General features: G+C 70.6%; 14 protein-coding genes and 1 pseudogene. 10 read left to right on the forward strand and 5 right to left on the reverse strand.

Annotated elements, in window-relative coordinates:
- Positions 1-2: 2 nt before the first annotated feature.
- The 7 genes from ABT297_RS08500 to ABT297_RS08530 all read left to right on the forward strand — a co-directional run bounded on the left by ABT297_RS08500 (position 3) and on the right by ABT297_RS08530 (position 8394).
- A complete protein-coding gene (locus ABT297_RS08500; protein ID WP_350546408.1) occupies positions 3-770 on the forward strand; it encodes an NADH-quinone oxidoreductase subunit J in 768 nt (255 codons plus the stop codon).
- Positions 767-1066: an NADH-quinone oxidoreductase subunit NuoK gene (nuoK, locus tag ABT297_RS08505; protein WP_350546253.1), complete on the forward strand. Its 300-nt coding sequence runs from the start codon at positions 767-769 to the stop codon at positions 1064-1066. The genes ABT297_RS08500 and nuoK overlap by 4 nt, the downstream gene beginning before the upstream one ends.
- Positions 1067-1073: 7 nt before the next feature.
- The gene (nuoL, locus tag ABT297_RS08510) at positions 1074-2987 is read left to right on the forward strand and encodes an NADH-quinone oxidoreductase subunit L (RefSeq protein ID WP_350546255.1); all 1914 of its coding nucleotides are present in this window, start codon (positions 1074-1076) and stop codon (positions 2985-2987) included.
- Positions 2984-4513, forward strand: a complete 1530-nt coding sequence (locus ABT297_RS08515) for an NADH-quinone oxidoreductase subunit M (protein WP_350546257.1) — start codon at positions 2984-2986, stop codon at positions 4511-4513. The genes nuoL and ABT297_RS08515 overlap by 4 nt, the downstream gene beginning before the upstream one ends.
- Positions 4510-6045, forward strand: coding sequence for an NADH-quinone oxidoreductase subunit NuoN (nuoN, locus tag ABT297_RS08520; protein WP_350546259.1), 1536 nt, complete (start codon positions 4510-4512; stop codon positions 6043-6045). Before ABT297_RS08515 ends, nuoN begins: the two co-directional genes overlap by 4 nt.
- 99 nt (positions 6046-6144) lie before the next feature.
- Positions 6145-7170 (forward strand): polyprenyl synthetase family protein, encoded by a 1026-nt coding sequence (locus tag ABT297_RS08525; RefSeq protein WP_502885532.1) that lies wholly within the window; start codon positions 6145-6147, stop codon positions 7168-7170.
- A gap of 447 nt (positions 7171-7617) precedes the next feature.
- On the forward strand, positions 7618-8394 hold the full coding sequence (locus ABT297_RS08530) for an IclR family transcriptional regulator (RefSeq protein WP_350546261.1): 777 nt from the start codon (positions 7618-7620) through the stop codon (positions 8392-8394).
- Between the two features lie 10 nt (positions 8395-8404).
- Here the strand turns inward: ABT297_RS08530 and rarD are convergent, their stop codons facing one another.
- The 3 genes and pseudogenes from rarD to ABT297_RS08545 all read right to left on the reverse strand — a co-directional run bounded on the left by rarD (position 8405) and on the right by ABT297_RS08545 (position 12428).
- Entirely contained in the window at positions 8405-9364 is a 960-nt protein-coding gene (gene rarD / locus ABT297_RS08535) for an EamA family transporter RarD (protein ID WP_350546263.1), read from the reverse strand.
- A 145-nt stretch (positions 9365-9509) separates the two neighbouring features.
- Positions 9510-9890, reverse strand: a pseudogene (locus ABT297_RS08540) (phage holin family protein); the annotation flags it as partial.
- A 621-nt stretch (positions 9891-10511) separates the two neighbouring features.
- The gene (locus tag ABT297_RS08545) at positions 10512-12428 is read right to left on the reverse strand and encodes a type VII secretion protein EccE (RefSeq protein WP_350546265.1); all 1917 of its coding nucleotides are present in this window, start codon (positions 12426-12428) and stop codon (positions 10512-10514) included.
- A gap of 68 nt (positions 12429-12496) precedes the next feature.
- Between ABT297_RS08545 and eccB the strand changes: the two genes are divergently transcribed.
- Positions 12497-13843: a type VII secretion protein EccB gene (gene eccB, locus ABT297_RS08550; protein ID WP_350546267.1), complete on the forward strand. Its 1347-nt coding sequence runs from the start codon at positions 12497-12499 to the stop codon at positions 13841-13843.
- Between the two features lie 5 nt (positions 13844-13848).
- Here the strand turns inward: eccB and ABT297_RS08555 are convergent, their stop codons facing one another.
- Entirely contained in the window at positions 13849-14646 is a 798-nt protein-coding gene (locus ABT297_RS08555) for a DNA adenine methylase (RefSeq protein WP_350546269.1), read from the reverse strand.
- A 137-nt stretch (positions 14647-14783) separates the two neighbouring features.
- Here ABT297_RS08555 and ABT297_RS08560 point away from each other — a divergent pair, with 137 nt between their 5' ends.
- A complete protein-coding gene (locus tag ABT297_RS08560; protein WP_350546271.1) occupies positions 14784-15107 on the forward strand; it encodes a WXG100 family type VII secretion target in 324 nt (107 codons plus the stop codon).
- A 17-nt stretch (positions 15108-15124) separates the two neighbouring features.
- On the forward strand, positions 15125-15427 hold the full coding sequence (locus tag ABT297_RS08565) for a WXG100 family type VII secretion target (protein ID WP_350546273.1): 303 nt from the start codon (positions 15125-15127) through the stop codon (positions 15425-15427).
- Between the two features lie 63 nt (positions 15428-15490).
- Here ABT297_RS08565 and mycP read toward each other — a convergent pair whose 3' ends face one another.
- Positions 15491-16741 (reverse strand): type VII secretion-associated serine protease mycosin, encoded by a 1251-nt coding sequence (gene mycP / locus ABT297_RS08570; protein WP_502885533.1) that lies wholly within the window; start codon positions 16739-16741, stop codon positions 15491-15493.
- Positions 16742-16772: the final 31 nt, after the last annotated feature.

Genomic DNA, 16772 nt, shown 5'->3' on the forward strand with positions numbered 1-16772 from the left:
CCCTGGCATTGCAGACGTTGGCGTCGGCTGGCGAGGTGAAGGGCGGCGAGGCCGTCACCTTCTGGATCCTCGCCCCGCTCGCGGTGCTCGGCGCGATCGGCATGATCTGTGCGCGCAACGCGGTGCACTCGGCGCTTTCGCTGATCATCACGATGATGTCCCTGGGCGTGTTCTACGTCCTGCAGGCCGGCCCGTTCATCGGCATGGTGCAGATCATCGTCTACACCGGCGCCATCATGATGCTGTTCCTGTTCGTGCTGATGCTCGTCGGCCGCGACTCGTCGGACTCGCTGATCGAGACGCTGCGCGGGCAGCGGATGGCGGCCAGCATCCTGGGCATCGGCCTGGCGCTGCTGCTGGGCATCGGCCTCTACCAGGCCATGGGCGGCGTCAGCCCGAAGGGCCTGGCCGAGGCCAACGCGGCCGGCAACGTGGTGGGCATCTCCCGGCTGCTGTTCACCAAGTACGTCTGGGTCTTCGAAGTCACGTCGGCGCTGCTGATCACGGCGGCGGTCGGCGCGATGATCCTGGCGCACATCCAGAAGCGCAAGGAAGACAAGGTCAGTCAGCCGGAACGCATGGTGGCGCGCTTCCGCCCGGGCAACTACCCGGCGCCGAAGCCCGGCCCCGGCGTCTTCGCCGGCTCGGACTCGGTGGCGACCCCGGCCCGGCTGCCCGACGGCACGCCGTCCGAACGCAGCATCTCCAAGATCCTGCCGACGCGGGAGTTGACGTCAGCCGACGTCGCACCAAAGGGGACCGAGAAGTGACTCCGACGTACTACATCGTCCTCGCGGCGATTCTGTTCACGATCGGCGCGGTGGGCGTACTCGTCCGCAGGAACGCGATCGTGCTGTTCATGTGCATCGAGTTGATGCTGAACTCGGCCAACCTCGCGCTGGTCACGTTCAGCCGGATCAACGGCACGCTCGACGGGCAGATCATGGCGTTCTTCGTCATGGTCGTGGCGGCGGCCGAGGTCGTCGTCGGCCTGGCGATCATCATGTCGATCTTCCGGACTCGGCGCTCGGCCAGCGTCGACGACGCGAACCTGCTGAAGTACTAAGGAGCGGGTGGTGGAACCAATCGCCTACTCGGCGGCGAGCGGATGGCTGGGCTCGTTCTGGCTGCTCCCGACGATCCCGCTGGTCAGCGCGGCAGTGCTGCTGCTGCTCGGCAAGCGGGCCGACCGCTGGGGTCACTGGCTCGGCGTGCTCAGCGTCGCCGTGTCGTTCGTACTCGGGCTGACGTACTTCTTCTCGCTGCGCGGGCTGGAGAACCGCAGCGGTGTCGAGCTCAAACTGTGGGACTTCATCAGCGTCGGCAGCTTCCACGTCGACATGGGCCTGCTCCTCGACCCGCTGTCGGCGATGTTCGTGCTGCTCATCACCGGCGTCGGCGCCCTGATCCACCTCTATGCGGTGGGCTACATGGAGAACGACCCGGGCAGGCGGAAGTTCTTCGGGTACTTCAACCTGTTCATCGCGGCGATGCTGTTGCTGGTCCTCGGCAACAACTACGTGATGCTGTACTTCGGCTGGGAGGGCGTCGGACTCGCCTCCTACCTGCTGATCTCCTTCTGGAACCTGCGCCCCAGCGCGGCGACCGCCGGTAAGAAGGCGTTCCTGATGAACCGCGTCGGTGACGCGGGCCTCGCGATCGCGATCTTCCTGATGTTCGCCTACATCGGCCGCGTCGACTACGCGGGCGTCGCCAACAACGTGGGCGCCCTGAGCAGCGGCGTTGTCCTCGCCATCGGGCTCCTGCTGCTGCTGGGCGCGGCCGGCAAGTCCGGCCAGTTCCCGCTGCAGGCCTGGCTCCCCGACGCGATGGAGGGCCCGACCCCGGTCTCGGCCCTGATCCACGCCGCGACGATGGTGACCGCGGGCGTCTACCTCGTCGCCCGCTCGCACCCGATCTTCGACGCGTCACCCGACGCGCAGACCGTGGTCGTCGCCGTCGGCGCGCTGACGCTGCTGATCGGCTGCATCATCGGCTGCGCCAAGGACGACATCAAGCGGGTGCTGGCCTGGTCGACGGTCAGCCAGATCGGCTACATGTTCCTGGGCGTCGGGCTCGGCGGCGCGGCCTACGCGCTCGCGCTGATCCACCTGCTCGCGCACGGCTTCTTCAAGGCCGGCATGTTCCTCGGAGCCGGCTCGGTCATGCACGGCATGCACGACCAGACCGACATCCGCCGTTTCGGCGGGCTCTGGAAGTACATGAAGATCACCTGGGTCACGTTCGGACTCGGCTGGCTCGCGATCATCGGCTTCCCCGGCCTGTCCGGCTTCTTCTCGAAGGAGCCGATCATCGCGGCCGCCTTCGAGCGCGAGGGCTGGACGGCGTGGCTCTTCGGTGGGGCGGCACTGCTCGGCGCGGGCCTGACCGCGTTCTACATGACGCGGCTGTTCTGGCTGACGTTCCACGGCCCGAAGCGCTGGACCGAGGACATCAAGCACCCGCACGAGTCGCCGGCCGTGATGACGATCCCGCTGATCCTGCTGGCGGTCGGCTCGGTGTTCGCCGGCTGGCTGCTGTCGACGTCGGTGCCCGACTGGCTGACCCCGGTCTATGGCACCGAGCGCGTCGCTCATGAGCCGGTCATCGACCACTGGCTGATCACCACGCTGTCGATTGTGCTGACCTTCGCCGGCGCCGGCCTCGCGATCGCGCTGTTCAACAAGGGCACCGCCCTGCAGGAGGAGCCGGCCGGTCCGCTGGTGACCGCCGCGCGCAAGAACCTCTACACCGACTCGTTCAACGAGATCGTGTTCGAGGCGCCGGGTCGCTACCTGACCCGCGCCCTGGTCTACCTCGACAACCGCGGCATCGACGGGCTGGTCAACGGCCTGGCCGCGGGCGTCGGCGGCGGGTCCGGCCGATTGCGCCGGACCCAGACCGGGTTCGTGCGCACCTACGCCCTGTCCATCCTCGGAGGTGCGGTGCTCGTGGTTGCCGCCACGCTTGCGGTGAGGTTCGGATGAGCCACTTCCCCTACCTGACCGTCCTCACGGCCGCGCCGCTCGTCGGCGCGGCGGGGGTCGCGCTGCTGCCCAAGGACAAGCCCGAGCTCGCCAAGCGTGTCGCGCTGGCCTGGTCGGTCGTGGTCCTGGCGCTCGGCGTCGGCCTGTGGGCGCAGTTCAAGCCCGAAGGCGACCGCTTCCAGCTGCGCGACTCCTGGACCTGGATCCCGCAGTGGGGCGCGAAGTTCACGTTCGCCGTCGACGGCATCGCCCTCGTCATGATCGCGCTGATCGCACTGCTCGTGCCGCTGGTCATCCTGGCCTCCTGGCACGACGCGGAGCGCAGCAAGCGGTCGGTCCCGGCGTATTTCGCGCTGCTGCTGGCGCTCGAGTGCACGATGATCGGCGTCTTCGCCGCGCAGGACGTGTTCCTGTTCTACGTGTTCTTCGAGGTCATGCTCGTGCCGATGTACTTCCTCATCGGCTCCTACGGCGGGCAGCACAAGCAGTACGCCGCGGTGAAGTTCTTCCTGTACTCGCTGCTCGGCGGCCTGTTCATGCTGGCCGCGCTGGTCGGGCTGTGGGTGCTGGGCGGGGAGACGTTCGACTGGCAGACCCTGGTCAACGCCGACTTCTCGACCAACACCGAGCGGTGGCTGTTCCTCGGATTCTTCATCGCGTTCGCGATCAAGGCGCCGTTCTTCCCGTTCCACACCTGGCTGCCGGACGCCGGTGGCGCCGCGCCGGCCGGTGCCGCCGCGCTGCTCGTCGGCGTGCTGGACAAGGTCGGGACGTTCGGGATCCTGCGGTACTGCCTGCCGCTCTTCCCGAACGCGTCGAAGGACTTCGCGTGGCTCGGGCTCACGCTCGCGCTCGTCGGCATCATCTACGGCGCCCTGGTCGCGATCGGGCAGAAGGACCTCAAGCGCCTGGTGTCGTACACGTCGATCGCGCACTTCGGCTTCATCGGCGTCGGCATCTTCGCCTTCACCACGCAGGCCGGCACGGGCGCGGTCCTCTACATGGTCAACCACGGCCTGGCGACCGGCCTGCTGTTCCTGGTCGTCGGCATGCTCGTGGCCCGCCGGGGCAGCGCGCTGGTGACCGACTTCGGCGGCGCGGGCAAGCTCATGCCGGTGCTCGCCGGCGTCTTCTTCATCGCCGGTCTCGCCTCGCTGGCGCTGCCCGGCACCTCGCCCTTCGTCTCCGAGTTCCTGGTGCTGATCGGCACGTTCACGGTGAACAAGCCGGTCGCGATCATCGCCACCGCCGGCATCATCCTGGCGGCCGGGTACGTGCTCTGGATGATCCAGCGCACCACCCAGGGCACCCCGAACCCGAAGCTGGTCGAGATCAAAGCCATGAGCCGCGACCTCTCCCTGCGCGAGGCCGTCGTGGTCGCCCCGCTGATCGCGTTGATCCTGCTGCTGGGCTTCTACCCCAAGCCGGTGACCGACGTGATCAACCCGGCGGTGAAGGCGACCATGCAAGACGTCGGCAAGACCGACCCGAAAGCCACCGTGGGTACCGTGGAGGCCGGCAAGTGAACGAAACTCTCAGACTGCCGCACCTGGATTACGCGGCGCTCGCGCCGATGCTGATTCTCTTCGGCGTCGCCTGCGTCGGGATCCTCGTCGAGGGCTTCGTGCCCCGGCGGGTGCGGCACCGCGTCCAGCTCACGCTGGCCCTGGCCGGCCTGATCGCCGCGCTGGTCATGGTCATCCGGCAGAGCGGCAAGCCGGTGATCACCGCCGCGACCGCGGTCGCGATCGACAAGCCGGGCATGTTCCTTTCGGCCGCGATCATCGTGCTGGGCATCGTCTCGCTGCTGCTGATCGGCGAGCGCACGCTGGAGCCGGGCGGCGCGTTCGTCGCACAGGCCGCGGTCACCGCCAACACGGATCGCGACCGCGAGCAGGCGGCCCGCTTCGGCGGCGCGACCGAGGTCTTCCCGCTGACGATGTTCGCCCTGGGCGGCATGCTGCTGTTCAGCACCGCGAACGACCTGCTGACCATGTTCGTCGCGCTCGAGGTCTTCTCGCTGCCGCTGTACCTGCTCTGCGCGCTGGCCCGCCGCCGGCGGCTGCTGTCGCAGGAGGCCGCGATGAAGTACTTCCTGCTCGGCTCGTTCGCCTCGGCGTTCTTCCTGTTCGGCATCGCGCTGATCTACGGCTACGCCGGCCAGGTCGACTTCAAGTCGATCGACACGGCGATCCAGGCCGGCGCCCAGGACGACATTTTGCTGTACGTCGGCCTGGCGATGCTGGCGATCGGCCTGCTGTTCAAGGCGGCCGCGGTGCCGTTCCACGTGTGGACGCCCGACGTCTACCAGGGCGCCCCGACGCCGATCACCGCGCTCATGGCGGCCTGCACCAAGGTCGCCGCGTTCGGCGGGCTGCTGCGCCTGGTGTACGTCGGCTTCCACCGCACCGAGCTGACGATCCAGCCGGTGCTGGGCGCGATCGCGGTGGCGACGATGATCATCGGGGCGATCCTGGCGGTCACCCAGACCGACATCAAGCGCCTGCTCGCCTACTCGTCGATCGCGAACGCCGGCTACCTGCTCATCGGCGTGATCTCGCTCAACGACAAGGGCCTGTCGAGCTCGATGTTCTACCTGGTGGCGTACGGCTTCACCGTGCTCGCCGCGTTCGCCGTGGTCACGCTGGTGCGCGACGCCGACGGGGAGGCCACCCACCTGTCGCGGTGGGCCGGGCTCGGCCGCCGCTCGCCGCTGTACGCCTCGCTGTTCACCTTCATCCTGCTGGCCTTCGCCGGCCTGCCGCTGACGAGTGGGTTCACCGCCAAGGTGGGCGTGTTCGCGGCGGCGGTCGACGGCAACCAGACCTGGCTGGTGATCGCTGGCGTGGTGAGCTCTGCCATCCTCGCCTTCCCTTACCTGCGCGTCGTCGTCATGATGTGGCTGTCGGAGCCGGGTGAGACCACGCCGGCCGTGTCCATCCCCGGTGCCATGACGGCGGCCGCGCTGGTCATCGGCACGGTCGCGACGCTGGTCCTGGGCGTGGCGCCGGGTGCGCTGCTCGAGGTGACGCAGAGCGCCGGGAAGTTCCTCAGCTAGCTGTTTGAGTTATACCGACAGTGACGTCCCCCCGTGGGCCCCCCACGCGGGGACGTCCCTGTCTCGGAAGACCGAAGTGCGTATGGCATCGTTGGAGCTGTGGTGAGTACGGGAACCGTGCAGTCGAGTGCCTCCGTCGGCCTGACCCTGGCCGATCCGGAGCTGGAGAGCAGTGTCGCGACGATCCTCCGGGATGTCGAGGCGGTGCTGATCGACTCCGTGCACAGCGCAAATCCGCTGGTCACCGAGGCGGCCCGGCACCTTGTCGACGCGGGTGGCAAGCGGGTGCGCCCCCTGCTCGTCGGCCTAGCGGCGCAGTTCGGCGACCCCACGTCCCGCGATGTCGTCATCGCCGGCGCCGTGGTCGAGCTGACCCACCTGGCGACCCTCTACCACGACGACGTCATGGACGAGGCCCCCGTGCGCCGCGGCGCGCCCAGCGCCAACTCCCGCTGGGGCAATGCGCTGGCCATCCTGGTCGGCGACTACCTCTTCTCGCGCGCCGCCGACCTGGCCGCGGAGCTGGGCGTGGAAGCCGTGAAGATCCAGGCGAGCACCTTCTCGCGGCTCGTGCACGGCCAGATCGCCGAGACCGCCGGACCGCTCGACGGCGAGGACGCGATCCGCCACTACCTGCGCGTGCTGGAGCAGAAGACCGGCTCCCTGATCTCCACCAGCGCCCGGTTCGGCGCGATGTTCGGCGGCTGCACCCCGGAGCAGGTCGACGCCCTGGCGACCTTCGCCGAGACGTTCGGCATCGCGTTCCAGCTCTCCGACGACCTCATCGACATCGCCAGCGACGGCAACCAGTCGGGCAAGACGCCCGGCACGGACCTGCGCGAGGGCGTGGCCACGCTGCCTGTCCTCTACGCGCTGGACTCCTCCGACGACGACGCGGCCACCGTGCGGCTGCGCGAGATCCTCTCGGCCGGCCCGGTCACCGACGATGACCTGCACGCCGAGGCGCTGGGTCTGCTGCGCGAGTCGGCGGCTCTCAAGCAGGCCCGCGAGACCGTCCGCGGCTACGCCGACAAGGCTCGCGCCGCGCTGTCCGTGCTGCCGGACGTGCCGGCCCGCGCCGCGCTCGACTCGCTGTGCGACTTCATCGCCGATCGGACCAACTGACGCATTAACCCCTCCGACCGACGCCGGTCAATGTTGATTTCATCCGGCGTCGGTCGGATTTTTCATGCATTCGTACGTCATGCGCGGATTTTTGCTGCCAGAGCACACGTTGCTCAATGCCATCTGGCGTGGTACCCGGGCCGACGACAAGTCGCTACGAGGTGATGACGGGCCGGAGCGGGGTATACACAGTTCGGTCCCAAGTACTCAATGATGACTCGATTACTTACTCAGGCAATGAAGATCAGCACCGGGACGCTACCCATCTTCATTGGTGTGTCGCATCGGGTCGCTCACGATCCCGATGTCCAGAATGGTGTATTCATCGCTATGTGCGGACGGCCGCAATCCCCCCACCTCGCGCCATAACTGATCAGGTTGTTCCCTCCACCCTCTCCGATTTCATATGGTGTGATTCGGTTACTGCTGCGGCTGGGGAGGGCGGCGGTGCGGGATCCACAAGCCGAACCCTCGGATCTCATTCGAAGCGTTTCGAGGGCCTTACGAGTGCTGGAAGCGGTCGGTCAATCGCCGCGTGGCCTGACGGTGAAGCAGATCGCGAGACGATGCGACTTCACCGTAGCCACCACCTATCACCTGGTCCGGACGCTGGCCTACGAGGGTTACGTGATCCGCCGAGAGAACGGCACCTACGTGGTCGGGCTGGAGATTGCCGACCGCTACCGCGAGCTCGTGCTGGCCTTCCGGGGGCCGAGCGCCGTCATCGACCGGCTGCGCCGAGCCGCCGCCGAGACCGGGTACACCCACCTTCTGGGCCGGTTCGTCGCCGGCCGGGTCGCGGTGACCGCGATGGCCGAGGGCCCGCGCACGCCGCCGCTCGACGACTTGGTGCCCGGCTACGACGAGGCCGCGCACGCCACCGCGCTGGGCAAGGCGCTGCTCGCCACGATGAGCGCCGACCAGCGGTGGCGGTTCCTCAAGGAGTACGGCATGCGCGCCTACACCTCGGCCACCCTCACGTCGCCGGAGGCGCTGGACTCCGACCTGGCCGCCGGTGACCGGCGGGGCATGCAGATCGAGATCGGCCAGTTCCGTCATGGCCTGGCCTGCGCCGCCGTCATGGTCGTCAACGACCGCGACCCGGACCGCCGGGTCGTGCTGGCCTGCGGGCTGCCGCCGGCCGAGCTGATGTCCTCGGCCAAGGTCGTGCGCACCCGCCTGCTCGCCACTGCACACCACCTGGCGGCCGTGCTCGCCGAGTAGGCCCGCCGGCTCAGACCGGCCCCGCGGCCGTGGCGGTGTCCCGCCGCGGTGACGGCTCGGTCACCTCGATGTCCTGGGCGGCGCGCTCGACCCGGCTCCGGCGCGCCGCCCGGAACGCGTCCCACGTGAAGATCGCCAGCGCGCACCACACGATCGCGAACCCCGCGAGCCGTACGGGCGGGAGCGGCTCGCTGAACACCACGACGCCGAGGAGCAGCTGGAGCGTCGGCGTCAGGTACTGCATGATGCCGAGCCCGGACAACGGCACCCGGTTGGCGGCCACGGCGAACAGCAGCAGCGGTACCGCGGTGAGCAGGCCGCTGCCCACGAGCATGATCGAGTGCGCCGTCGACACCGTGCCGAACGTCGACTGATGGTGCGCGGTCAGCCACGCCAGATACCCGATCGCCGGCAGCGTGAGCACGCCCGACTCCAGGAACAGCCCCTCGGTCGCCGGCAGCCCGAGCCGCTTCTTGACCAGCCCGTAGCAGCCGAATGTGGCAGCCAGGGTCAGCGCGATCCACGGCAGCTGGCCGTAGTCGACGCTCAGGATCAGCACCGCGACCGTCCCGACGCCGAGCGCGACCCACTGCGCGGGCCGGAGCCGCTCGCGCAGGACGAGGACGCCGAGCAGGATGACGAAGAGGGGATTGATGAAGTACCCGAGGGAGGCATCGACGACTCGGTCCGTGTTCACCGCGAAGATGTAGACGCCCCAGTTCACGGCGATGAACACCGCGGCGACGCAGAGGCCCGCGACCAGACGCCCGTTGCGGAGCACCGCGCCGACCTCGCGCCAGCGCCGGACCACCGCGAGCAGCACCGCCATGCAGGCAAACGACCACACGACGCGGTGCGCGAGCACCTCGACGGCGCCGGCGGAGCGCAGGGCATGGAAGTACAGCGGGAAGAGGCCCCAGAGGAGGTTGGCGGAGAACGCGGAGAGATAACCACGGCGCAGCGGGTCCACGCCCTACACCGTAGGCGTTACAACGTAAGGGGCGTGCGGCCGCCCACCCCTCACGCAATGGAGTTTGTCACCGGTTGTAGTCGCGGTAGCGGTCCCTGCCGTACTGCTGAGGCGGCGCCACCTGCCGGCGGTCGTTCCGCTTGCGATCCCTGTCCCCACGGTCCGGGACCAGGAAGTTGAGGAGCCAGCTGACCACGCCGATGAACAGCGCCCCGAGCACGGCGGTCGGCCAGAACTTGTCAACGCGGAACGAGAGGTTGAGCGCCTCGGCGATCTTGCTGGTCAGCAGCAGCAATGCCCCGTTGACGACGAGTGACACGAGCCCCAGGGTCAGCATGTACGCCCAGCACCCGATCGTCTTGATAATCGGCCGCAACACGGCGTTGACGACCCCGAAGATCGCCGCGACCGCGACCAGCGTGAGCACCTTGCGCCCGGTGTCACCCTCGACGGAGATCCCCGAGATCACCAGCGTGGCCAGCCAGACCGTGAACGCACTCACCGCGAGCCGGATGACGATTCCCATGCGGGTGATCGTGCCATGCCCGCGCCAGTCCGGAACACCCCGCTATCACCTCTTCTTCCACCGATTGCCCACCCGCACCTCCCCCGATCGTTCCCCGCCGCGGCCGACGTGACCGCGACCTTCACGGAGCGCCCCACCATGCTCACGCACCGCTAGTGCCCTGTTTCATGACTGAGGCGGGGCTGCGGCGGGCCCAGATTCCGCCTGACGGCGTCCGGCGGAAGCCCGGTTACAACACCGGTAGCCCCGCTCCCGCGGGCCCGGCGCCCAACTCACCGACCGCGCCCGGCGCCCAACTCACCGACCGCGCCCGGCGCTCAACTCACCGACCGCGCCCAGCGCTCAACTCACCGACCGCGCCCGCCGCCAAGCCGTCAAATTCGGCGCCGAACCACCACCAGGGCAGCGGCCCGCTCGCCGACGTCGCCCGCGCCGAGGGCATCCGCGCTTCCGTCGGCCAGACGAAATCTGGACTCCGCCTCGCTCCCACCCCAGTCATGAAACGGGCCCCTAGCCGACCGTCTGCCGGTGCGGCGGCAAGAAAGAGGCCACCGGCCACGCCACCAGCCACCGGCCAGCGCTCAGCGAGGTGGGACCGCCGGGCGGGCAGCCAGCGGGGGTTCAGCGGGCGGGGCCGCCGGTCAGTTGGTGCTCGATCGGGGTTGTTGACAGTCGGGTCCAGCGGACGGTTTGGCGGTTGACGACGACGCCGAGCATTTCGGGGGAGATCTTTGTCAGCCAGGCTTGGGAGTCGCCCAGGCCGAGGGCGTTGCCGGCCAGGGCGGCCTCGTGCGGGGTCAGCGGTTGGAGCAGAGCCAGGTCGGCGCGGGTCAGCAGGTCGGTGTCGGCCGTCGTGAGGTCGTCACGCAGGAACAGCATGGTGCGCCAGGCGCTCTCCGGGATCCGGACCGCGCGGCCGGAGACCGGGCCCACGTCGAGCACCAGCAGCTGGGGGCTGGTCGCGGTGGCCGCCGGCGGCTCGGCCAGGCGACCCGGGGACAGGACCACCAGCGCCTCGGCGGTGCCCACGGCGCGCTGGAACGACTCCCACGCGTGCGGCCGCGCCGACTCGACCACGACCCGCGCACCCGTGGCCAGGGCGCGCAGGACCACGAGTTGGGCGCAGTGCAGGCCGCCGATGAGGGCGGCGCGGGTGGGCTCCGGGCGGAACAGGCGGATCACCACCGGCTCGCCGCGGCGGTTGACGCCGAGCACGACGCCCTCGCCGCCGACGACCGGCTCGATGTCGGACAGGCGCGGGGCGGTGACCCTCGCCGGGCGGCCGCCGCCGAGGGCCAGGCCGGCGCGTCCGGTGACCAGGCCGGCGAGCACGGCGTCGTCGCCCGTCGCGCCGGCGCCCAGCGGGAGCGTGGCGGCCAGGCCGTCGAGCTGCGTGCCGTCGAGCCGGGCGATCTTCGCGTCGAGGCTCGCGGCGAGCTGGTGCAGGGCCGTCGTCGCCTGGGCGAGGGTTGCCGCGTCAGGCGCGGCGAGGCGTATGACGAGCTCGGCCCGCACCGCCTCCCCGCCCGCCAGGCTGCCCACGAATGCACCCGGCAGGCCGCCTGCCTGTCCTCCGAACGGACCCGCTCCCGGCGCACCCGCTGGGGCCGCTGCCTGCCCATTCGGCGGGCCGCTCGCCTGCCTTCCCGCCGGGTCGAGGTCCGGGGACTGAACGGCGAGCGAGAGCGTGGTCATCGAGGTCGGCAAGGTCAGCAGCCGGCTCATCAGCGGGCCATGCTCGGGCCAGCGGCTCAGCCGGAACACCGCGTGGTGCAGGCCGCCGACACGCAGGCCGGTCCACGTCTCTCGCACCGGATGGGCTGGGTCGTGCTGTGCGGCCTCGGTCACCGCGGCGAGCGCCGAGGTCGCCGACAGCGGCAGCGCCGGCAGGCCGGCCTTGGCGAGGAGGCGGCACACGCGGCGCACGCCAACCACGAGCGACTTCTCCAGATCCGCGCGTCGATATCCGCCGGCCCGGCGCACCCGCACCGCCACGAGCACCCGCTGCTGTGCGAGCACCCGGCCGTCGGTGAGCTGCCGATAGGAGGCCGCGGACGGTGTCGCCGACGGGGCCGGGGCGGTGACGGTGCTGACGAGGAGCTGGACGCGCACCTCCGGCACGTCCCGCGCGGGCGTCGGCAGGAGCACGCTGAGCGGTGGCAGCGGCGGCAGGGCGGTGCCCAGCAGGCCGGACAGGTCGCCGACGCGCACGATCGCGGCCAGGCCGTCGGTGTCCTCGAGCACGCCGACGTCAGCGCCGTCGACGTCGATGGACGAGGTCGCCGCGCCGGGGCGGACCAGGGCGAGCAGGCCCGCGCCGCCGGCGTCCGCGGGCAGCGTGTGGCGCCGGCCGAGGAAGCGGATGCCGTCGCTGACCCACGAGGACAGCGGGCGGTGCCGGAGGCGCGCGACGGCCAGGATCAGGGCGGCCAGGCCGCACGGCAGCGCGACGAACGCCCAGGCCGGGCCGGCCGCCCAGGCCACGATCACGAGCGCGCTCGCCGCCTGAACGAGGACTATTCGCGTTTGTGTCGACATATCGCCCCCCGCCGATGTCAGTGACGGGCTTATCGTAGGGCGCCGGTACGACAGTTTTTGGGGGGCCGATGGCGTCGCGGCAGGACCAGCTGCATTCGTACCAGTTCATGGTCCAGCGGGTGGTGTCGGCTCTGGTGGCACGGGACACCGACCCCGCTCAGCCGCCGTTTCGCCGGGTCGCGGGCGCGACGCTGGTCGGCGTGCTGCTCGCGGCGCTGGGCGTGGGCGGGGCGGCGGCGTTCGCGACACTGCGCCCGGGAGGTTCCGGCAAGTGGCGCAACGACAAGGCGATCATCGTCGAGCGGGAGTCGGGCGCGCTGTACGTGTACCGCGACGAGGTGCTCCATCCCGTTCTCAATCAGGCGTCGGCGCTGCTCATCCTCAATGCCGCCGGCGCGCCGACCGTCGTCGTGTCGCGTGGTGCGCTGGCCGGCGCGCCCCGCGGCGAGACGCTCGGCATCCCGGGCGCGCCCGCCTCGCTGCCCGTCGCGAGTGGTCTGCGCGACGGGGCGTGGACGGTCTGCTCGACCGCCGACGAGTCGGTGCTCTTCGTGGGCGGGGGGCCTTCCGGCGGTACACCCCTGGGAGAAAAAGGCCTGCTGGTGAACGATCCGGGCGGGCAGACATACCTCGTGTGGCACGGCCACAAGCACCTCATCCGCGAGCCGGGCGCCGCGCTGCCCGCCCTGGTCTGGTCAGCGCGGCCGCAGGTCGCGGTGGCCCAGGCGCTGCTGCACGCCATGCCGTCCGGCGCCGACCTCGTCACGCCGGCGGTGCCCGACCGCGGCAGGACCGTCCCGGCCGGCAAGGTCGGTCAGGTGTACGGCGTGACGTCCGGCGACCGCACCGACGCGTTCCTGGTCACCGCCGACGGCCTCGCCTCGGTCACGCCGTTGCAGGCCGCGCTGCTGCTCGCGGCCCCGGAGACGCGGAGCGTGCAGGGCGACGGCAAGCTGATGACGCTGAGCCCGGCCGAGTTCTCCGCGCTGGTGCGGGGCAAGCAGGTCAAGCCGTTCGCGCCGGATCGCGGCGGAGACGGCGCGCTTCCCGCCGCGCCGCCGGAGCTGCTCGACACGCAGCCCCACGAGGTGTGTACCGCGGATGCCATCACGGTCGGCGCCACCCCGCCGGATCTGTCCCACGCGCTCAGGACCGCCTCGGCGACGGCGGAGGGCGCGGTGCTGGCGGACCGGATCGTGGTACCGCCCGGATCGGGTGCCCTGGTGCGGACCGAAACGGGCGTGTTCATGCTGGTCACCGATCTCGGCCGGCGGCATGCCGTGACGGTGCCGGATGTGCTGGGCGCGCTCGGGTACGCGGGTCAGCAGCCCGTCGACGTGCCGAGCCAGGTGGTCGCGCTGCTGCCTGCCGGCCCGGCGCTCGACCCGGCCGTCGCCGCGCAACCGGCCCAGTAGCGGGCTCAGTAGTTGGTGAGGACCAGGTCGAAGCTCGCCCGGGCGGCGGCGCGCAGGTTGATGTCGCGCCGGGTCGCCATGCGCGTGGCACGAAACCCGGCATAGATGCGTCGCGTGGCGTCGGTGTCGCTGTTGGTCATCGTCAGCAGCACTCCTCGGTCCGACGCGTCGCGCATCTCGGCCGCGAGCCGCTCGTGGTCGGCGTCGCGGAACTGGCCCGCGGTGTACCGCTTGAAGTCGGCGAACCCGCCCTCGGGCAGGTAGGGCGGGTCGAGGAACACCCAGTCGCCGGCCGCCGCCTCGCGCAGGGTGACCGCGAAGTCGCAGAGCCGCACGTCGACTCCGGCGAGTGCGCGAGAGGCCTCGAGCAGGGTTTCGCGGCGATAGTACGGCCTGTCGTAAGCCCCGTACGGCACGTTGAACCCGCCGTGACGGTTGACCCGCCACAGGCCCCGGAACGCGGTCTTGTTGAGGTAGATGACTCTGGCCGCGCGTTCGACCGTGTCGAGCCGGGCCGGGTCCTGCCGCCTGACCAGCTCGAACCGCTCCGGCGTGTTCGGCATGGCGTCCAGGTGCCCCATCACCGCCTCCGGGTCGGCGGCGACCGCCTGGAAGCACGCGACGAGCTCCGGGTTGGCGTCGGACAGCACCGCCTTGGCCGGCCTGAGCTCGAAGAAGACGGCCGCGCTGCCCATGAACGGCTCCCAGTACCGCCCGGTGAACGCGGGTGCGGCCGCCACCAGCTGCGCCGCATAGCGCGTCTTGCCGCCGGCCCACTTGATGAACGACCGGCCCTCCGCCATGCCGCACATCATAAAGGCGAAATGCCGGAAGTTATCCACAGCGCGCGATCGGGGGTGGTAGCGCATCGCCGGTTGCCGATACCGTCGGCGAGGCCATGCCAAACGTCCACTAACGAGAAAAACGGGGGTGATCGCCGGTGGCCCAGACGACACAGGCCCAACAAGCCGAGCTCAATTCGGCTGCCCAGCGCTTCGAGCAGGTCAACGGGGAACTGCAGAGCATGCTCAACACGCTGATGCGGGAGTTGGAGGTGACGCGCGGGGGCTGGCAGGGCGCCGGCGGCCGGTCGTTCGAGGCGGTCAAGGCCGCGTTCAAGAACGATCAGGATGTGCTCAACCGGAATCTCCGGGACACGGCGGAAGGGCTCCGCACGGCGGGGCAGAACTACGGCTCAACCGACACCGAGGCGGCGAGCACCATGCACCGCGCCGGCCGTGTCGACCTGTCCGCGCTCGGCTGACCCTGGAGGCATCTCACATGGACGACACGCTGATAGTCGACTTCGGCGCCCTGGAGCACGCGGGCCACTCCATCCAGTCCGCACTCAACACGCTGCACGCCCGCCTCGACGAGGTGTCCCAGCTTGGGAGGCGCCTCACGGCCGGCTGGCAGGGCGATGCCAGGGACGCGTATTCGCTGCGCCAGGCCAACTGGGAGCGCGCCGGCGCCGACCTGGCCCAGATGCTGCGCGACATCAAGGCCGGCGTCGAGGACTCGGTGCAGCGTTACCGCGAGACCGAGCTGCGCAACACCCACCTGTTTCCCGGCGGAGGCCGCTGAGCCGTCGCGATCGGTAGCCCCGGCGGCGCCCTTCTCCGTTCACGCGGGGCGGGCGCTGCCTCGTTATGGGCCGCCGAAGGCCGGGGTGGCCGGGTCGGGGTCGCGGGCCGTGGCTGGTGGGAGTTCGCGCACACCCGGGCGCCAGCCGCGGCGGCGGCCGCGGGGGAGGACGGCCGCGATGAGGAACGCGACCAGGGCGGTGCCCAGGCCGGTCAGGGCCAGGAGGATCGTCCGGCGGCTGGCCTCGGACTCGTGGGCGGCGTTCGGGTTCCGTGCGGTCTGGGCCAGGGGCTGAGCGGCCGGCTTCGGGGAGGCGCCCAGGCGTTCGGTCAGGGCGCGGTAAGGATTGAGCAGACCGGCGCCGTAGCCGGGGCCCGCACGGCCGCCGTCGGCGGTGGCCTTCAGCTGGGCGGAGACCTGGGCGGCGGTCAGCTCGGGGCGATACTGGCGCAGCAGCGCCGCGGTCGCCGCTACGAACGGGGTGGCGAAGCTGGTGCCGTCCATGGTCGTCCAGCCGTCGGGTGTCGCGGTTGTCACAATTTGCGAGCCCGGGGCGACGAGGTCGACGTACGGGCCGGTCTGCGAGGTCGGCAGCCGTCGGCCATCGGGTGTGACCGCGCCCACGCCGATGACGCCGTCGTAGGCGGCCGGGTACGGGGCCTTGTTGCCCTGCTCGGCGCCGTTGCCCGCGGCGGCAACCACGACCACGTCGTTGTCCAGGGCAAACCTGACGGCATCGCGGACGGCGGCGTCGTCGCGGTGGGAGACCAGGGAGAGGTTGATCACCTGAGCGTGCCGGGCGACGGCGTCGCGGATCGCGCCGGCCAGGCCGGCGGGGGTGCCGGGGCGGCCGGTCGCGCCGCCGTCCTCGCCCTCGATCAGCTCGCTGACCCGCAGGGCCAGGATCGTCGCGGCCGGGGCCAGGCCGTGGAACGGGGAACCGGCGACCGGGCGGGCGGCGATGATGCCGGCCACGCCGGTGCCGTGGCCGACGCAGTCGAGCACCGAGCTGCCGCCGTCGAGCTGGTCCGGGCCGGCCTGCACGGCGCCCTGGAGCTGGGCGTTGCGGGCGTCCACGCCCGAGTCGATCACCGCCACGACGATGCCGCGGCCGTCGGCGAGGGCGTTGAGGCGTGTCTGGTCGTACCGCAGCTGGGTCCATGGGGTCCCGGACGGCGCCGGGGCGGGCCGGCGGACCTGGCCCGGGCACGCGGCCGGCGCCCGGGCGACAGCGGGATCCGCGGCAAGACATTCCGCAAGGCTCAGCAAAAGTGCCAAACCGGACATCGCGTACCTCCGCGGCATGCGCACCATGCTAGGCACTCCGCCATCGATGGGTTGCCCC

It is taken from the genome of Dactylosporangium sp. NPDC000555, assembly GCF_040300025.1.
Classification (GTDB): domain Bacteria; phylum Actinomycetota; class Actinomycetes; order Mycobacteriales; family Micromonosporaceae; genus Dactylosporangium.

What these genes read in the sequence shown, in the direction of transcription:
- ABT297_RS08515 (WP_350546257.1), top strand. Translation starts at nt 2,984, where the DNA reads ATGAGCCACTTCCCCTACCTGACCGTCCTCACGGCCGCGCCGCTCGTC.
- ABT297_RS08545 (WP_350546265.1), bottom strand. Translation starts at nt 12,428, where the DNA reads ATGTCGACACAAACGCGAATAGTCCTCGTTCAGGCGGCGAGCGCGCTC.
- eccB (WP_350546267.1), top strand. Translation starts at nt 12,497, where the DNA reads ATGGCGTCGCGGCAGGACCAGCTGCATTCGTACCAGTTCATGGTCCAG.
- ABT297_RS08555 (WP_350546269.1), bottom strand. Translation starts at nt 14,646, where the DNA reads ATGGCGGAGGGCCGGTCGTTCATCAAGTGGGCCGGCGGCAAGACGCGC.
- ABT297_RS08565 (WP_350546273.1), top strand. Translation starts at nt 15,125, where the DNA reads ATGGACGACACGCTGATAGTCGACTTCGGCGCCCTGGAGCACGCGGGC.
- mycP (WP_502885533.1), bottom strand. Translation starts at nt 16,741, where the DNA reads ATGGTGCGCATGCCGCGGAGGTACGCGATGTCCGGTTTGGCACTTTTG.